Source organism: Streptomyces sp. HUAS MG56 (assembly GCF_058673395.1).
Map to the genome: position 1 here is coordinate 6,136,513 of NZ_CM178722.1, position 15,532 is coordinate 6,152,044.

Annotated in this window: 15 protein-coding genes; 12 read left to right on the plus strand and 3 right to left on the minus strand. The window is 72.4% G+C overall.

From position 1 onward, the window contains the following. Nucleotides 1-141 precede the first annotated feature (141 nt). The 3 genes from AC4OXY_RS29015 to AC4OXY_RS29025 form a co-directional block, all read right to left on the minus strand. Nucleotides 142-831: a LuxR C-terminal-related transcriptional regulator gene (locus tag AC4OXY_RS29015; protein WP_356027510.1), complete on the minus strand. Its 690-nt coding sequence runs from the start codon at nucleotides 829-831 to the stop codon at nucleotides 142-144. Between the two features lie 149 nt (nucleotides 832-980). Then, the gene (locus tag AC4OXY_RS29020) at nucleotides 981-2,318 is read right to left on the minus strand and encodes a sensor histidine kinase (protein ID WP_356027508.1); all 1,338 of its coding nucleotides are present in this window, start codon (nucleotides 2,316-2,318) and stop codon (nucleotides 981-983) included. A gap of 198 nt (nucleotides 2,319-2,516) precedes the next feature. Then, nucleotides 2,517-3,698, minus strand: a complete 1,182-nt coding sequence (locus AC4OXY_RS29025; RefSeq protein ID WP_356027505.1) for a sensor histidine kinase — start codon at nucleotides 3,696-3,698, stop codon at nucleotides 2,517-2,519. A gap of 243 nt (nucleotides 3,699-3,941) precedes the next feature. On the opposite strand from AC4OXY_RS29025, the gene AC4OXY_RS29030 reads away from it, so the two are divergent. The 12 genes from AC4OXY_RS29030 (at nucleotide 3,942) to AC4OXY_RS29085 (ending at nucleotide 15,484) form a co-directional block, all read left to right on the plus strand. Continuing rightward, nucleotides 3,942-4,361 carry an NADH-quinone oxidoreductase subunit A gene (locus tag AC4OXY_RS29030; protein ID WP_356027503.1) on the plus strand — a complete coding sequence of 140 codons (420 nt, stop codon included), beginning with the start codon at nucleotides 3,942-3,944 and terminating at the stop codon, nucleotides 4,359-4,361. After that, nucleotides 4,352-4,990 (plus strand): NADH-quinone oxidoreductase subunit B, encoded by a 639-nt coding sequence (locus tag AC4OXY_RS29035; protein WP_491991334.1) that lies wholly within the window; start codon nucleotides 4,352-4,354, stop codon nucleotides 4,988-4,990. The genes AC4OXY_RS29030 and AC4OXY_RS29035 overlap by 10 nt, the downstream gene beginning before the upstream one ends. Then, complete coding sequence (locus AC4OXY_RS29040; protein ID WP_491991335.1) at nucleotides 4,990-6,357, plus strand: NADH-quinone oxidoreductase subunit C; 1,368 nt, start codon at nucleotides 4,990-4,992, stop codon at nucleotides 6,355-6,357. The genes AC4OXY_RS29035 and AC4OXY_RS29040 overlap by 1 nt, the downstream gene beginning before the upstream one ends. Beyond that, the gene (locus AC4OXY_RS29045; RefSeq protein WP_356027495.1) at nucleotides 6,354-7,322 is read left to right on the plus strand and encodes a complex I subunit 1/NuoH family protein; all 969 of its coding nucleotides are present in this window, start codon (nucleotides 6,354-6,356) and stop codon (nucleotides 7,320-7,322) included. Before AC4OXY_RS29040 ends, AC4OXY_RS29045 begins: the two co-directional genes overlap by 4 nt. Then, nucleotides 7,322-7,873, plus strand: coding sequence for a NuoI/complex I 23 kDa subunit family protein (locus tag AC4OXY_RS29050; RefSeq protein WP_356027493.1), 552 nt, complete (start codon nucleotides 7,322-7,324; stop codon nucleotides 7,871-7,873). Before AC4OXY_RS29045 ends, AC4OXY_RS29050 begins: the two co-directional genes overlap by 1 nt. Further along, nucleotides 7,870-8,538 (plus strand): NADH-quinone oxidoreductase subunit J family protein, encoded by a 669-nt coding sequence (locus tag AC4OXY_RS29055; protein WP_376293442.1) that lies wholly within the window; start codon nucleotides 7,870-7,872, stop codon nucleotides 8,536-8,538. The genes AC4OXY_RS29050 and AC4OXY_RS29055 overlap by 4 nt, the downstream gene beginning before the upstream one ends. Beyond that, nucleotides 8,538-8,927: an NADH-quinone oxidoreductase subunit NuoK gene (gene nuoK, locus AC4OXY_RS29060; protein ID WP_356027491.1), complete on the plus strand. Its 390-nt coding sequence runs from the start codon at nucleotides 8,538-8,540 to the stop codon at nucleotides 8,925-8,927. Before AC4OXY_RS29055 ends, nuoK begins: the two co-directional genes overlap by 1 nt. After that, entirely contained in the window at nucleotides 8,924-10,945 is a 2,022-nt protein-coding gene (locus AC4OXY_RS29065) for an NADH-quinone oxidoreductase subunit 5 family protein (RefSeq protein ID WP_491991336.1), read from the plus strand. The genes nuoK and AC4OXY_RS29065 overlap by 4 nt, the downstream gene beginning before the upstream one ends. A 6-nt stretch (nucleotides 10,946-10,951) precedes the next feature. Continuing rightward, nucleotides 10,952-12,526, plus strand: coding sequence for an NADH-quinone oxidoreductase subunit M (locus tag AC4OXY_RS29070; RefSeq protein ID WP_491991337.1), 1,575 nt, complete (start codon nucleotides 10,952-10,954; stop codon nucleotides 12,524-12,526). Next, a complete protein-coding gene (locus AC4OXY_RS29075) occupies nucleotides 12,523-14,040 on the plus strand; it encodes an NADH-quinone oxidoreductase subunit N (protein WP_491991338.1) in 1,518 nt (505 codons plus the stop codon). Before AC4OXY_RS29070 ends, AC4OXY_RS29075 begins: the two co-directional genes overlap by 4 nt. Before the next feature lie 191 nt (nucleotides 14,041-14,231). After that, nucleotides 14,232-15,095 carry a zinc metalloprotease HtpX gene (htpX, locus tag AC4OXY_RS29080; protein ID WP_362822958.1) on the plus strand — a complete coding sequence of 288 codons (864 nt, stop codon included), beginning with the start codon at nucleotides 14,232-14,234 and terminating at the stop codon, nucleotides 15,093-15,095. Then, a complete protein-coding gene (locus tag AC4OXY_RS29085; RefSeq protein ID WP_356027479.1) occupies nucleotides 15,092-15,484 on the plus strand; it encodes a YccF domain-containing protein in 393 nt (130 codons plus the stop codon). The genes htpX and AC4OXY_RS29085 overlap by 4 nt, the downstream gene beginning before the upstream one ends. Nucleotides 15,485-15,532: the final 48 nt, after the last annotated feature.

The following is a 15,532-nucleotide window of genomic DNA, read 5'->3' on the forward strand; positions in this document are numbered from 1 at the left end:
TAGCTGGCTTCCATGATGTCCCGCCGTGCTCGAGCACCGGTCAAGGCGCTCCCCGCACGTTCCACGGTTCCCCGCCCGCCTCCCACAGAAGCCGGACGGTCTGACGCGGAGCTGACGGGGCGGGCCCGGAGGAGGCGGCCGTCAGGAGTTCAGATACGTGAGAACGGCCAGCACCCGCCGGTGGTCGCCGTCGCTCGGCGCCAGGCCGAGCTTCAGGAAGATGTTGCTGACGTGCTTCTCCACGGCGCCGTCGCTGACCACCAGCTGCCGGGCGATCGCCGAGTTCGTACGGCCCTCGGCCATCAGCCCGAGCACCTCGCGCTCGCGCGGTGTCAGCCCCGCCAGCACGTCCTGCTTGCGGCTGCGGCCGAGCAACTGCGCGACCACCTCCGGGTCCAGCGCCGTACCGCCCTCGGCGACCCGCACCACCGCGTCCACGAACTCGCGCACCTCGGCGACCCGGTCCTTGAGGAGATAGCCCACGCCCCGGCTGGAACCGGCCAGCAGCTCGGTGGCGTAACGCTCCTCCACGTACTGCGACAGCACCAGCACCCCGAGCCGCGGATACGTCTTGCGCAGCCGCACGGCCGCGCGCACGCCCTCGTCGGTGTGCGTCGGCGGCATCCGTACGTCCGCCACCACCACGTCGGGCAGCGCGCCCTGTCCGTCGAGGTCGGCGATGGTCTTCACCAGCGCCTCCGCGTCCCCGACACCGGCCACGACATCGTGCCCGCGGTCGGTCAGCAGCCGGGTCAGACCCTCTCTGAGCAGCACCGAATCCTCGGCGATGACCACCCGCACCCTGTTCTCCACGATCTCCCGGCCCCCCATGCCCGCTCTCCGACGGTGTTCGTCCCTACGGTCCGTACGGAGGTCAAGCATTCCAGCAATCGCCCCGGCCCGCCGCCCCACCTGGGAACCCCGCCCTCGGAGAAGGGGGTTCCAGGGGAGTGCGGTGCCGGGGCGGGGGGGGGTGTGCCTCAGGCCCGCCAGGGCAGTTCCGCGATGACCCGGGTGGGGCCGCCCGCGGGGGAGTCCACCACGAGGACGCCGTCCACCGCGTCCAGGCGTCCGGCGAGGCCGGCCAGACCCGAGCCGCGCGAGACGTCCGCGCCGCCGACCCCGTCGTCGATCACCTGGAGCATCAGCCGGTCCTCCGCCCGCCACACGTCCACCGACGCGGACCGGGCCCGGCTGTGCTTGCTGATGTTCTGGAGCAGTTCGGAGACCGTGAAGTAGGCGATGCCCTCGATGGCGGCCGCCGGGCGGCCCGGCAGGTCGACCTCGACCCGCACCGGCACCGTGCAGCGCGAGGCGACCGCCGACAGGGCCGCGTCCAGGCCGCGGTCGGTCAGAACGGCCGGGTGGATGCCGCGGGCGAGATCGCGCAGCTCCTGGAGCGCGGTCTTCACCTCGCCGTGCGCCTCCTCCACCATCTGCGCCGCGGCCTTCGGGTCCTCCTGGAGCTTCTCCTTCGCCAGCCCCAGGTCCATCGCCAGGCTCACCAGCCGGGCCTGCGCCCCGTCGTGCAGGTCGCGCTCGATGCGCCGCAGGTCGGCGGCGGCCGTGTCGACCACGACGCCCCGGTCCGACTCCAGCTCCACCACGCGCGCCGACAGCGGCGACGGCCCCAGCAGCCCGCGCACCAGCAGCCCGTCGACCGTCGTCAGGGCCCGGACGATCCACGGCGTGGCCAGCGTGACCAGCAGCCCGACCAGCGCGGTCACGGTGATCTCGAACGGGTTGTCCAGGTACACGCTGTGGTGCTCGTCGCCGTACAGCTGAAGGCCGCCCTGGCCGACGTAGGCCGGGAAGACCCAGAACCACAGCGGGTAGGTCAGCAGCGACCAGCCCAGGGGCCACAGGGTCACCGCCACCACGAACGAGAACACCGCCCAGGGGAACTGCACCAGCGCGTACAGCGTGCTCCGCCAGGAGGCGCCGCTCTTGAGGACCGCGCCCACCCAGGCCGGCACGCCCGGCTTGCGCACCCGCAGCGGCTCCGGCGCGGCCACCTCCACCCCGAGCAGCGCGCGCGCCCGCGCCCGCTCCAGTGCGCCGAAGCCCCGGCAGCCGGCGAGCGCCGCCGCGAGCACCGGGACCCCGAGGAAGGTGACGAGCAGGCCCGCCCCGAGCGACACCATCGTCACCGTCCAGGCGAACAGCACGGTCGAGACCGGCAGGCTCAGCAGGACGTACCCGAACTCACGCCAGCTGCGCGCCTCGAACGGCGCCCGCAGTCCGGCGGGCAGCCGGTGGCCGGTTCCGGCGGGCCGCCCCTGCCCCCGCTCATACCCGTGTCCGTACTCCATGGCCATCGATTCTCGTTCCGTTCTCGTCGTGTCGGCCGTGTCTCTGCGGCCGCGCCTCTGCGGCTGTCCTGTGAGGCTGTGCTTCTACGGTCGTGCGTCGCGGCTCCGCGGGCCATGGAGGCCGTCGGCGTCTCCACCCGGGGGTTTTCCCCACCCCCGCCCCGCACCGCACGGGGGCGCGTCTGCGCACGGGCGTGGGCGTGGCTACTCGGTCCGGTCCCGCCACGGCAGTTCCGCCGTGACCACCGTCGGACCGCCGGCCGGGGAGTCGAGGACGAACAGGCCGTCCACCGCGCCCAGCCGCTCGGCGAGCCCCCGCATCCCCGTGCCGCCGTCCAGGCGCGCGCCGCCCCGGCCGTCGTCACGGACCTGGATCAGCAGCCGCTCCTCGGCGCGCCAGACGTCGACGGAGGCGCCCCGGGCGCCGCTGTGCTTGCTGATGTTCTGGAGCAGTTCGGAGACCGTGAAGTAGGCGATGCCCTCGATGGCGGGCGCCGGGCGGGTGGCCAGGTCCACGGTGACCTTCACCGGCACCGTGCAGCGCGTGGCCACCGAGGACAGGGCCGCGTCCAGGCCGCGGTCGGTCAGAACGGCCGGGTGGATGCCGCGGGCGAGATCGCGCAGCTCCTGAAGGGCCAGCTTCACCTCGCCGTGCGCCTCCTCCACCATCGCCGCCGCCGAGTCGGGGTCCTCCAGCAGCTTCTCCTTGGCCAGGCCGAGCCCCATGGCCAGGTTCACCAGCCGGGCCTGCGCCCCGTCGTGCAGGTCGCGCTCGATGCGGCGCAGGTCGGCGGCGGCGGTGTCGACCACGATCCCCCGGTCCGACTCCAGCTCGGCGATACGGCGCTCCAGCTCGTCCGAGGGCGACAGCAGCCCGCGCACCAGCGCCCGGTCCACGTTCGAGAGGCCCCGGGCCAGATACGGCAGCACCGGCCACAGCGCGATCAACGAGATCAGCGTGGCGCAGAAGGTGAGGACGCCCCAGGGCAGCCGGACCAGGTCGTACAGCATCGTCCGCCAGCCCACCGGGTCCTTCAGCGCCAGCCACAGCCGCTGCGTCAGGCTCCCGGCCCTGGCGAACGGCAGCGGGGTCGGCTCCTCCACCCGCACCCCGAGCAGCCGGCGGGCGCGGGCCCGCTGCAGCTTCCCCAGCTGCCGGGAACCCAGCAGGCTCAGCGCCAGCAGCGGCAGGCCGATCACCGTGATCGAGAGCGACCCGCCGACGGACAGCGCGGTGAGCGCGTACACGAAGCCGAACACCGCCAGCGGCAGGTTCAGCAGGAGATACGCGATCTCCTTCCAGGTGTGCGCGTCGTAGGCCGGCCGCGGCGGCGGCAGGCGGTCGGTGCCGTCTGCCGCGCCGGCGGCTGAGCTGGGAGCGGTCATGGCAGCCAGCCTGCCGTGCGCGCCGCCCCCGGCGCCATGCGGTACGCCGCCCTCCGCTCGCGGGGGAAAGCCCCACCCCCGTCGAACCCCGGCCCGCCGCCAGCCGTCTCACCCGATGACGGGCTGCTTACCGTCTCTTTATCAGGGCCTAGACTCCCGTGCGTACAGATCCTCGAATCACATGGGATCACCGAATTCACTCGGGTCATGCAGGCCACGACGTCAGGGAATGAGGGACGGACGGTGCGGGAGACGTTGGGGGACGGTGGGGTCGCCACGGCGCACGTCATCGCGGCCGGCTACTTCCGGTCCTACTCGGTGGTGGGCCTGCTCGCGCTCGTCGGCGTGCTGTTCGTCGCCGTCGCCTTCGGCGCGGGCCGCCTGCTGCGCCCCGTCGTCCCCACCCCCGAGAAGCTCCTGACCTACGAGTGCGGCGTCGACCCCGTCGGCGAGGGCTGGGCCCACACCCAGGTCCGCTACTACGTCTACGCTTTCCTGTACGTGATCTTCGCGGTCGACTCGATCTTCCTGTTCCCCTGGGCGACGGTCTTCGCCGCCCCCGGCTACGGCGCGACCACCCTCGTGGAGATGTTCGTCTTCCTGGGCTTCCTCGCCGTGGGCCTGCTGTACGCATACAAGAAGGGCGTCCTGACATGGACGTGAACCACTCGGTGGACGGGAACCCGTCGGCGACCGAGTTCGTCTCCGAGCCCGTGCTGCTGCCGGAACCGAAGCGTCTGGGCGCGCTGGCCCGGCTGGCCCCCGAGCCGATGAAGGTGATCCTGAACTGGGGCCGCCGCTACTCGCTCTGGGTCTTCAACTTCGGCCTCGCCTGCTGCGCGATCGAGTTCATCGCCGCGTCGATGGCCCGGCACGACTTCATCCGCCTCGGCGTCATCCCCTTCGCGCCGGGCCCCCGCCAGGCCGACCTGATGGTGGTGTCGGGCACGGTCACGGACAAGATGGCCCCGGCGGTCAAGCGCCTGTATGAGCAGATGCCCGAGCCGAAGTACGTCATCTCCTTCGGCGCCTGCTCCAACTGCGGCGGCCCCTACTGGGACTCCTACTCCGTCACCAAGGGCGTCGACCAGATCATCCCCGTCGACGTCTACGTCCCCGGCTGCCCGCCGCGCCCCGAGGCGCTGCTCCAGGGCATCCTCAAACTCCAGGAGAAGATCGCCCGCGAGTCGCTGGAGGAGCGCTACGGCACCGGGTCCGCCCGGCCGTCGGTGGCCGCCCTGACCAGCGACCTGGTGAAGCCGCCGGCGCCCGCTGCCGAGGGGGGCGCGTGATGAGCACGGTCGGCTGGCTGCCCGCCCCGGTCGAGGACCTCTTCGGCACGGACGCCACGGCCGAGGAGTCGTACGACGTCCTGACCGTGGACGTACCGCCGTCCACCTGGCTCACCGCCCTGGAGACGGCCCGTACGACCCTGGGCTGCACCTACTTCGACTGGCTGAGCGCCGTCGACGAACCGGGCACGGGCTTCCGTGTCTCGGCCCACGTCGTCGCCCTCGGCCCGGTCCGCCGCCTCCTCGTCCGTACGACACTCCCGCACGAGGCGCCGGAACTGCCCAGCGCCGTCGGCGTGTACGCGGGCGCCGCCTGGCACGAGCGCGAGACCCACGAGATGTTCGGCGTCCGCTTCACGGGCCACCCGGGGCTCGACCACCTCCTCCTCCCCGAGACCTTCGAGGGCCACCCCCTGCGCAAGGACTTCGTCCTCGCCGCCCGCGTTGCCAAGGCCTGGCCGGGCGCGAAGGAGCCGGGGGAACCTGCGGCGGGTGCGGCACACGCCGGGCCCAAGCGCCGCCAGATGCTGCCCCCGGGCGTCCCCGACCCCAACGAGTGGGGCCCGCTGAAGGGCCAGCTCCCCCCGGCTCCGGCCCGCCCGGCACGCGGCGCGGCGGCAGGCCGCGCGGCGGGCGACCGCCCGGCCCGCGCGGGCGCGCCCGCCTCCGGGGACCGCCCGGTACGGCGCACCCGCACAGCCACCGAGGGCTCCGCGAGCCAGACCTCCGGCGCCGCGACGGAGGCCGCCGGGACCGTGGCGGGAGCTCCGGCCGCCGATACCGGTGCGGGTGCCCGGCCGCGCCGGATGCGGAGCGCGAGCCAGGGCTCGGCGAGCCAGACACCGGCCCCGGCCGAGGGCGGAGGCGAGACGGGCCGGCCGGTGCCGGAGGCCGGGGCCGGCGAGGCCGCCTCGGCGGAGCCGTCGGCTGCTGCGACACCGACCGGCTCACGCCGCTCGCGCAGCGCTTCCCAGGGCTCCGCCTCCCAGCGGGCCGACGCACCGATGCCGGAGCAGGCGCAGCAGCAGGAGCAAGGCCGGGCTCCGGGCCAGGAGCAGGCACCGGCGGAACCGGAGGGCGCGTCCCGCCCGGCCCGGCGCAGCACGGCCCCGCACAGCTCGGACGCCCCCTGGCACCACGCCCGCCCGGCCTTCGACGAGCCGGAGGCGGCGTCCGGGCCGACGTCCCGGCCCGAGCCGGAGCGCGAACCCGAGACCGAACCCGAGAGCGGGCCGGAACGCGAGCCGGAGAGCGGGCAAGCCGAAGGGCCGGCCGGCTCCGCAACCGCCGAACCGCCCGAGCGCCCCGAACCCCCCAGCACTCCCGACCGCACCCCCGGCGGCGACCCCACAGGAGGCCCGCAGTGAACGACACGCTGGACGTCGCCCTGCGACTCCTGGTCGTGTTCGTCGTCTTCCTCACCTTCCCGCTGATCGTCGGCCAGACCGAGCACAAGGTGATGGCCCACATGCAGGGCCGCCTCGGCCCGATGTACGCGGGCGGCTTTCACGGCTGGGCCCAGCTCATCGCGGACGGCGTGAAGTTCGCGCAGAAGGAGGACGTGGTCCCGGCCGGCGCCGACCGCCGCGTCTTCCAGCTCGCCCCCGCCGTCGCCCTGCTGCCGTACCTCCTCGTGCTGCTCGCCGTCCCGATCGGCCCGAGCGAGGGCGCGGTCGGCCAGGTCGTCGACGCGGGCGTCTTCTTCGTGCTCGCGGTGATGGGTGTCGGCGTGCTCGGCTCGCTGATGGCCGGCTGGGCCAGCGCGAACAAGTTCTCCCTCCTCGGCGGCCTGCGCACCGCCGCGCAACTCCTCGCCTACGAACTGCCGATGCTGCTGGCCGCCGCCTCGGTCGCGATGGCCGCGGGCACGGTCTCCCTGCCCGGCATCCTGCACGCCTTCCACTGGTGGTGGGTGCCCTGGCAGATCGTCGGCGCGCTCGTCTTCTTCGTGGCCGGACTCGCCGAGCTGCAACGCCCGCCGTTCGACATGCCCGTCGCCGACTCGGAGATCATCTTCGGCGCGTACACCGAGTACACCGGACTGCGTTTCGCACTGTTCCTCCTCGCCGAGTACGCCGGCATCGTCGTCCTGTGCGGTCTGACCACCGTCCTCTTCCTGGGCGGCTGGCACGGTCCCTGGGGCGCCGCCGGCCTGGGCTGGCTGTGGACCCTGTTGAAGACCGCGATCCTCGCCTTCGTCGTCATCTGGCTCCGTGTCACCTATCCCCGCCTGCGCGAGGACCAGCTCCAGAAGCTCTCCTGGACCCTCCTCGTCCCCCTCTCCCTCGCCCAGATCGCCCTCACCGGCATCGTCAAGGTGGTGATCAGCTGATGGCCCCCATTCCTGGCAGCGGCCTCGCCAAGGGCCTGGCCGTCACGCTCCGCACGATGACGCGCAAGTCCGTCACCGAGCAGTACCCGGACGCCCAGCCCGAACTGCCGCCGCGCACCCGTGGCGTGATCGGCCTGTTCGAGGAGAACTGCACGGTCTGCATGCTCTGCGCCCGCGAGTGCCCGGACTGGTGCATCTACATCGACTCCCACAAGGAGACCGTCCCGCCCGCCGCGCCCGGCGGCCGCGAACGCAGCCGCAACGTCCTCGACCGGTTCGCGATCGACTTCTCCCTGTGCATGTACTGCGGTATCTGCATCGAGGTCTGTCCTTTCGACGCGCTGTTCTGGTCCCCGGAGTTCGAGTACGCCGAGACCGACATCCACGACCTCACCCACGAGCGGGACAAGCTCCGCGAGTGGATGTGGACCGTCCCGGCCCCGCCCGCCCTCGACCCGTGCGCCGAGGAGCCCAAGGAGATCGCCGCCGCCCGCAAGACCGCCGAGAAGCTGGCGGCCGCGCAGGCCGAACCGGGGGAGGGCCAGTCGTGAGCCCCGCCGCAGCCGTGAGCCTGGCGGCAGCCCCGCACGGGTTCCTGTCCCCGACCGGCGTCGAGATCGCCTTCCTGCTCGTCGGCCTCGCCACCTTCGGCGCGGCCCTGATCACGGTCACCACCCGTCAACTGGTGCACGCCGCCCTGTGGCTGGTGGTCGCGCTCGGCGGCCTCGCCGTCGAGTACCTCCTGCTCACCGCCGAGTTCATCGCCTGGGTGCAGGTCCTCATCTACGTCGGTTCCGTCGTCGTCCTCCTCCTGTTCGGTCTGATGCTCACCAAGGCGCCGATCGGCCGGTCCCCGGACGCCGACTCCGGCAACCGCTGGGTCGCCCTCGCCGTCGCGGCCGTCGCCGCCGCGGCGCTGGTGTGGGTGGTGGTCGACGCCTTCCGCACCACGTGGATCGACCTGACCGGCCCCGCCGCCGGCACCACCCGCGTCACCGGCGAGAGCCTGTTCCGGCACTGGGTGCTGCCCTTCGAGGCCCTGTCCGTCCTCCTCCTCGCGGCCCTGGTCGGCGCGATCGTCCTGTCCCGCAAGGCGAAGGCGGAGTCGGGCCCTCCCCCTGTGAACTCCCGAGCGGTCACCGAGAGTTCCCCGTCCGTCACGGATTCGGGCACGGATTCCGGAATTCACCCGGCCGAGCCGGAAGGCGCCCACTGATGCATCTCGCCTATCCCGCCGTCCTCTCCGCCCTCCTGTTCTGCACCGGCCTGTACGGCGTCCTGGCCCGCCGCAACGCGATCCTGGTCCTCATGTCGGTCGAGCTGATGCTCAACGCCGTCAACCTCAACCTGGTCGCCTTCGACGTCTGGCTCAGCCGGGCCGCCAGGGACACCCTGCACTCCGGCCAGGCGCTGACCCTGTTCACCATCGCCATCGCCGCCGCCGAGATCGGCATCGGCCTGGCGATCGTGCTCGCCGTCTACCGCAATCGCGGCACCTCCGACATCGACAAGCTCCGCGACACCGCCGAGGGCCCCGAGGCCGGCGGCCCCGGCACCGAGGGCCCCGGCACCTCCGCGGCCGAGAAGGCTGAGGCCACCGCGTGACCACGATCCACCTCGCCGTCCTCGTCCCCCTCCTGCCGTTCCTGGGTGCCGTGGCCGGCCTGCTGCTCGGCCGCACCGCCCCCCGGTTCGTCCGCCCGCTCGCCGTGCTGCCGCCGCTGGTGGCGCTCGTCCTCGCCGCGCTGGTCGCCGCCGACCAGGGCGGCGGCCGGGCCGTCGACGCCCACACGGAACTGACACCCACCGGCTCGGTCCCGATCGAGCTGGCCCTGCACATCGACGGCTTCGCCGCACTCGTCGCGATCCTGGTCGCGTTCGTCGCGTCCTGCGTGCAGATCTACTCGACCGGCTATCTGCGCGACGACCCGCGCTACCCGTCCTACGCCGCTCTCGTCTCCCTGTTCACCTCCGCGATGCTCCTGGTCGTCTACTCCGGCGACCTGATCGTGCTGCTGGTCGGCTGGGAAGTCATGGGCATCTGCTCCTACTTCCTGGTCGGCCACTACTGGGAGACCCCCGAGGCCCGCGCCGCCTCCCTGAAGGCCTTCCTGGTCACCAAGCTCGGCGACGTGCCGTTCCTCATCGGCCTGTTCGCCCTCGGCACCGACGCCGGATCGTTCCGCATCACCCGGATCCTCGGCGCGGTGACGAGCGGCGGTCTCGACCACCCGACCGTGACCGCCCTGCTGCTCCTGGCGGGCGTGGCCGGCAAGTCGGCGCAGTTCCCGCTGCACACCTGGCTCCCGGACGCGATGGCGGGCCCCACGCCCGTCTCGGCACTGATCCACGCCGCGACGATGGTCGCCGCCGGTGTCTACTTCATCGCCCGTCTCCTTCCGGTGTTCGAGGCCTCCCGGGCCGCGATGGTCGTCCTCGCCGTCATGGCCGCCGTCACGATGGCCGGCTCGGCGCTCGCCGCGCTCGCCCAGGACGACATCAAGCGCGTCCTCGCCTACTCGACGATCGGCCAGCTCGGCTACATGACCGGCGCCCTCGCCGTCGGCGACCGCGGTGCCGCCGTCTTCCACCTCCTGTCCCACGGCGCCTTCAAGGCGCTGCTGTTCCTCGCGGCCGGCGTGATCATCCACGCCGCCGGCACCAACTCGCTGGCGGCCATGTCCCGCATGCACGGCCTGCGAGAGCGCGTCCCGGACGCCTACTGGACGATGACCGTGGCGCTGCTCGCGCTCGCCGCGATCCCGCCGTTCAGCGGCTTCTTCTCCAAGGAGTCCGTGCTCGGCGCCGCCGAGCACGTGGCCACCGGGAACACCGGCCACGCTCCAGGAGCGGCGGGCTGGATCGTCCTCGTCGCCGGTCTGCTCACGGCCCTGCTCACCGCCGCCTACGCGACCCGCCTGTGGCTGCTGGCCTTCCGCGGCCGGGGCACCGAGGCGCCCGACCACGGCCGCCAGCCGCTGACGATGAACGCGGTGCTGTGGGTCCTGGCCGTGCCGTCCCTCGCCTTCGGCGGGCTCGCCTACCGCGCGCTGCCCGGCTGGTTCGACGGCCGCGACCTGACCCCCACCCCCCTCACCTCGATCCTCGGCACCGGCCTCGCCCTGGTGGGCGGCCTTCTCACCTACGGCGCCTGGCAGCGCACCAGTGCGATCGCCGCCCGTACCCCGGCGGCGCCCGCGCCCTCCTTCGAGTGGGAGCACCTCCAGGGCGAGGCCGCCGCGCATCCGGAGGGCGATGCGAGCCTTGTCGAGGCACACGCCCTCGCCAGCCAGGGCCCGGCCGACCGCGACCTCGCCCACGCGCCCGACCCCGGGCGGCTGCTGCTCGGCCCGCTGTACCGGCACGCGGCCACCGGCTTCCACCTGGACGCCGTGTACACGGCCCTGTTCGTCCGCCCGGTCCAGGCCGGGGCGAGCCTCGTGCGATTCCTCGACCGCGAGGTCGTCGACACCTACGTACGCGGCGCGGCCGCCCTGCCCCGCGTGCTCGGGGCCGCCGTGCGGCGGGCGCAGACCGGCAATGTGCAGACCTACGTGAGCGCGCTGCTCGCCGGCACCGTCGTCCTGACGGTCGCCGTCGTCCTCGTCGCCACCGGAGCGTGAGCAGGCGTGATCGATATCAACGAGTCCGTGATGCAGTTCCTTCTGGCGTTCGTCGTCGTCGGCCCGCTCCTCGGCGCCGTCGCCGCTCTCCTGCCCGCCCCGCCCGGGCTGAAGGGGAGGTCGCCCGAGCAGGCCGTGCTGCGCCACGGCGTCACCGTGACCGGCGCGATCCTCATCGCCGCGATCGTCCTCGCGCTCGGCTTCGACAGCGACCACCCGTCGAAGATGCAGGCCACGACCGACATCAGCTGGATCCCCGCGCTCGACGTGCGGATCCACCTCGGCATCGACGGCATCTCCCTCCCCCTTCTGGTCCTTACCGCGCTGCTGACCTTCCTCTGCGCGCTGTACTCCTACTTCAAGCCGCCGACGGGCGGCTCCCCCAAGGCGTTCGTCGCGCTGCTGCTCCTGCTTGAGTCCGGCACCCTCGCCACCTTCGCAGTCCTCGACCTGTTGCTGTTCTTCCTCGCGTTCGAGACGGTGCTCGTTCCGATGTACTTCCTCATCGCCCGCTGGGGCGGCGAGGGGCGGACCCGGGCCGCGTGGAAGTTCATCCTGTTCACGCTGCTCGGCTCCGTCGTCATGCTGCTCGGCCTGCTCCTGATCGGAATCAAGGCGGGCACGTTCGACATGGTGGCACTCGCCACTGACAACGGCCGGTCGCTCACCGCATCCGTGCAGGTCATCGCCGTTCTGGCGATCGGGATCGGACTCGCGGTCAAGTCCCCGATGTGGCCGCTGCACAGCTGGCTTCCCGAAGCCCACACCGCTGCCCCGACCGTCGGCTCGGTCCTGCTGGCCGGTGTCCTGCTGAAGATGGGTACGTACGGGTTCGTCCGGATCCTGCTGCCGATCGCGCCGCACGGCTTCCACACCTTCGCGCCGTACCTCGCCGCCTTCGCCGTCGTCGGGATCATCTACGGATCCCTGGCCTGCCTGGCCCTGGCCAAGCGCGGCGCGAAGGGCGATCTGAAGCGGCTGATCGCCTACTCCTCAGTCGGCCACATGGGCTTCGTCCTGCTGGGCATCGCCACCATGACCCCGACCGGCGTGAACGGCGCCCTGTTCGCCAACATCGCCCACGGCCTCATCACAGGGCTGCTGTTCTTCCTGGTCGGCGGCCTGAAGGACCGCACCGGCACGACCGACCTGGACACCCTCGCCGAGGAGAGCGGCGCGGCCCTGTACGGCAGGGCCCCACGCCTCGGCGGCCTGCTCGCCTTCGCCGCCGTCGCCTCGCTCGGGCTGCCCGGGCTCGCCGGGTTCTGGGGCGAGATGCTGGCCCTGTTCGGCGCGTTCAAGCCCGCCGCCGATCTCAGCCGGCCCGCGTTCCTCACGTTCATGGCGATCGGCGTGTTCGGCACCCTGCTGACGGCCGCGTACATGCTGATCGTGGTGCGCCGCGTCTGCATGGGCGGCGCGGAACAGGAGGTCCCGAAGCTCGCCGACGTCCACGGCTACGAGTTCGCCGCCTGGACCCCGCTCGTCGCCCTCACCGTCGGCGCCGGGCTGTGGCCCAAGGCCCTGCTCGGCCTGACCGACCCGGCCGTGCACCAGCTCCTCGCAGGAGGCCCCCGATGAGCGCCCAGCCCCTCGCCGAGTCGCTGGTCCAGTCCGTCGACTGGCTCGCCGTCGCCCCGCCGCTCGTCGCCGCCGCGGTCGCGCTCGCGGTGCTGGTCGCCGACCTGTTCCTGCCCGAGGCCCGCAAGGCCGTCCTGGGCTGGGTCTCGGTCGCCGGCCTGGCCCTGGCCGCGCTGATGCTGCTGCCTCTCCTGGACGGGCACCGCAGCACCTTCTGCGTGGACCGCGCCACGCGCGCGTGCAGCTACACCGCCGACCACTTCACGCTCGTCATCCAGTTCCTGGTCCTCGGCGGCGCGCTGCTGGCGGCCCTGCTGTCGGTCACGAACCTCAAGGACGACGAGCAGCGGGTCCCCGCGGGGGAGTTCTGGTTCCTGCTGCTGTCCTCCGCGGCCGGCGCCGCCCTGCTGCCCGCCTCCCGCGACCTGGCCACCCTGATCGTCGCCCTGGAGGTCGCCTCCCTGCCCGCCTTCGCTCTCGTCGGCATCCGGCACGGCGACAAGCGCTCCTCCGAGGCCGCGCTGAAGTTCTTCCTGTCCTCGGTCACGGCCACCGCGGTCAGCCTGATGGGCGTCAGCTTCGTCTACGCCTCCACCGGCACCCTGTACCTCACCCAGGTCGCGCAGCGCCTGCCCCACGTCGACGGACAGCTGCACACCCTCGCCCAGACCGGGGTCGTCCTCACCCTCGTCGGCTTCGCCTTCAAGACCGCCGCCGTCCCGTTCCACTTCTGGGTGCCCGACACCTACGTGGGTGCGCCGCTGCCCGTCGCCGCCTACCTGTCGGTGGTCGGCAAGGCGGTCGGCTTCTCCGGCCTGATCCTCGTCACCGTCGTCGCGTTCCCGTCGTACGCCGACGTCTGGGGGCCCGCGCTCGCCGCCCTGGCCGCCCTCACCATGACCGTCGGCAACGTCGGAGCCCTGCGCCAGCAGGCCACGCGCGCGTACAGCGCCGTACGACTGCTCGCCTGGTCCTCCGTCGGCCAGGCCGGCTATCTGCTGGTGCCGATCGCCGCCGCCGGGTACGCCAAGGACCCGCAGAAAGCGATCGGCTCCACGGTCGCCTACGCGCTGATGTACGCGGCCGTGAACCTCGGCGCGTTCGCGGTGGCCGCCCTGGTGGGCCGCAGCCGGGCCCTGAACCGGATCAGCGACTACCGGGGGCTGTACGCCACCAACCCGCTCACCGCGCTCCTCCTGGCCTTCTTCCTGCTGTGCCTGGCCGGGCTCCCGCCGGGCGTCATCGGCCTGTTCGCCAAGGTCACCGTGTTCTCGGCGGCCGTTGACGCGGGCCTCGGCTCGCTCGCCGTCGTCATGGCCGTCAACGTGGTGATCGCCCTCTTCTACTACCTCCAGTGGACGGCCCTGCTGTTCCGCGCCCCCGAGGGCGAGCCCGCGCGGCACCGCGTTCCGGCCCCTCTCACGGCCGCCATCGCCCTCACCGGAGTCCTCGGCGTCGCCCTGTCCGGAGCACCCCAGGTGGTCCTCCGGTTCGCCTCCACCGGACTGTTCTGACACACCGCCCCGCGCGCGTGCCGCATCCGTACCCCCACGCGCGCGGGAGGAAGAAACAGCACGTCACCCGTACAGCCGAGCGACGCCCGCACGGACACAGGGAACTCGTGACCGCCGCCTGGCGTTGTCACAGACGGGAGGGTCCACTGGACCAAAGTGTTCCCCAGCTGCACGGATTTGGAGGACGTACGGTGCACCGCCGGCACAACGGGCTCAGGACCGCAGTACTCCTCGGGGGACTGTCCGCACTCATCATCGTCATCGGCGGCTTCTTCGGCCGCACCGGCCTCGTCGTCGCCGTCCTGATCGCGCTCGGCACGAACGCGTACGCGTACTGGAACAGCGACAAGCTGGCGCTGCGCGCGATGCGCGCCCGCCCGGTGAGCGAGTTCGAGGCCCCCGCGCTCTACCGGATGGTCCGCGAGCTGTCCACGCAGGCCCGCCAGCCCATGCCCCGCCTGTACATCTCGCCCACGGAGGCCCCCAACGCCTTCGCCACGGGCCGCAACCCGCGCAACGCCGCGGTGTGCTGCACCGAGGGCATCCTGCGCCTGCTGGACGAGCGCGAGCTGCGAGGCGTGATCGGGCACGAGCTGAGCCACGTCTACAACCGGGACATCCTCATCTCCTCGGTCGCCGGCGCCCTCGCCTCGGTGATCATGTTCCTGGTGAACTTCGCCTGGCTCATCCCGATCGGCCGCTCGGACGACGACGACGGCCCCGGCCTGCTCGGCATGCTCCTGATCATGATCCTCGGCCCGCTCGCCGCCACCCTCATCCAGCTGGCCATCAGCCGCTCCCGCGAGTACGAGGCGGACGCTTCCGGCGCGCAGCTCACCGGCGACCCGCTCGCCCTCGCCGGCGCCCTGCGCAAGCTGGAGGTGGGCACGCAGCAGCTTCCGCTGCCGCCGGAGCCCCGGATCGAGACCGCCAGCCACATGATGATCGCGAACCCCTTCCGTGCGGGCCAGGGACTGACGAAGATGTTCTCCACGCACCCGCCGATGGCGGACCGCATCGCCCGGCTCGAGAAGATGGCAGGACGCACCCGGTGAAGACCATCCTGAACGTCATTTGGCTCGTCCTGAGCGGCTTCTGGCTGTTCCTGGGCTACCTGTTCGCAGGCGTCCTGCTGTGCATCACCGTCATCGGCATCCCCTTCGGCATAGCGGCTTTCCGTATCGGCCTCTACGCCCTGTGGCCCTTCGGGTACACCACGGTCGAGCGCCGGGACGCGGGCGCCCCCTCCTGCATCGGCAACGTCCTGTGGCTGATCCTGGCCGGCTGGTGGCTGGCGATCGCTCACATCGTCACCGGCATCGCCCTGTGCGTCACGATCATCGGCATCCCGTTCGGCATCGCCAACTTCAAGCTGATCCCGGTCTCCCTGCTGCCGCTGGGCCGCGAGATCGTCCCCACGGACCAGCCGTTCGCGAGCCGCTGAGCAGGCGGTCACAGCCACCAGGTCACTGACAGGGCGTCACGCGTGCGT

What these genes read in the sequence shown, in the direction of transcription:
- AC4OXY_RS29025 (WP_356027505.1), bottom strand. Translation starts at nt 3,698, where the DNA reads ATGACCGCTCCCAGCTCAGCCGCCGGCGCGGCAGACGGCACCGACCGC.
- AC4OXY_RS29040 (WP_491991335.1), top strand. Translation starts at nt 4,990, where the DNA reads ATGAGCACGGTCGGCTGGCTGCCCGCCCCGGTCGAGGACCTCTTCGGC.
- AC4OXY_RS29015 (WP_356027510.1), bottom strand. Translation starts at nt 831, where the DNA reads ATGGGGGGCCGGGAGATCGTGGAGAACAGGGTGCGGGTGGTCATCGCC.
- AC4OXY_RS29075 (WP_491991338.1), top strand. Translation starts at nt 12,523, where the DNA reads ATGAGCGCCCAGCCCCTCGCCGAGTCGCTGGTCCAGTCCGTCGACTGG.
- AC4OXY_RS29050 (WP_356027493.1), top strand. Translation starts at nt 7,322, where the DNA reads ATGGCCCCCATTCCTGGCAGCGGCCTCGCCAAGGGCCTGGCCGTCACG.
- AC4OXY_RS29020 (WP_356027508.1), bottom strand. Translation starts at nt 2,318, where the DNA reads ATGGCCATGGAGTACGGACACGGGTATGAGCGGGGGCAGGGGCGGCCC.
- AC4OXY_RS29035 (WP_491991334.1), top strand. Translation starts at nt 4,352, where the DNA reads ATGGACGTGAACCACTCGGTGGACGGGAACCCGTCGGCGACCGAGTTC.
- nuoK (WP_356027491.1), top strand. Translation starts at nt 8,538, where the DNA reads ATGCATCTCGCCTATCCCGCCGTCCTCTCCGCCCTCCTGTTCTGCACC.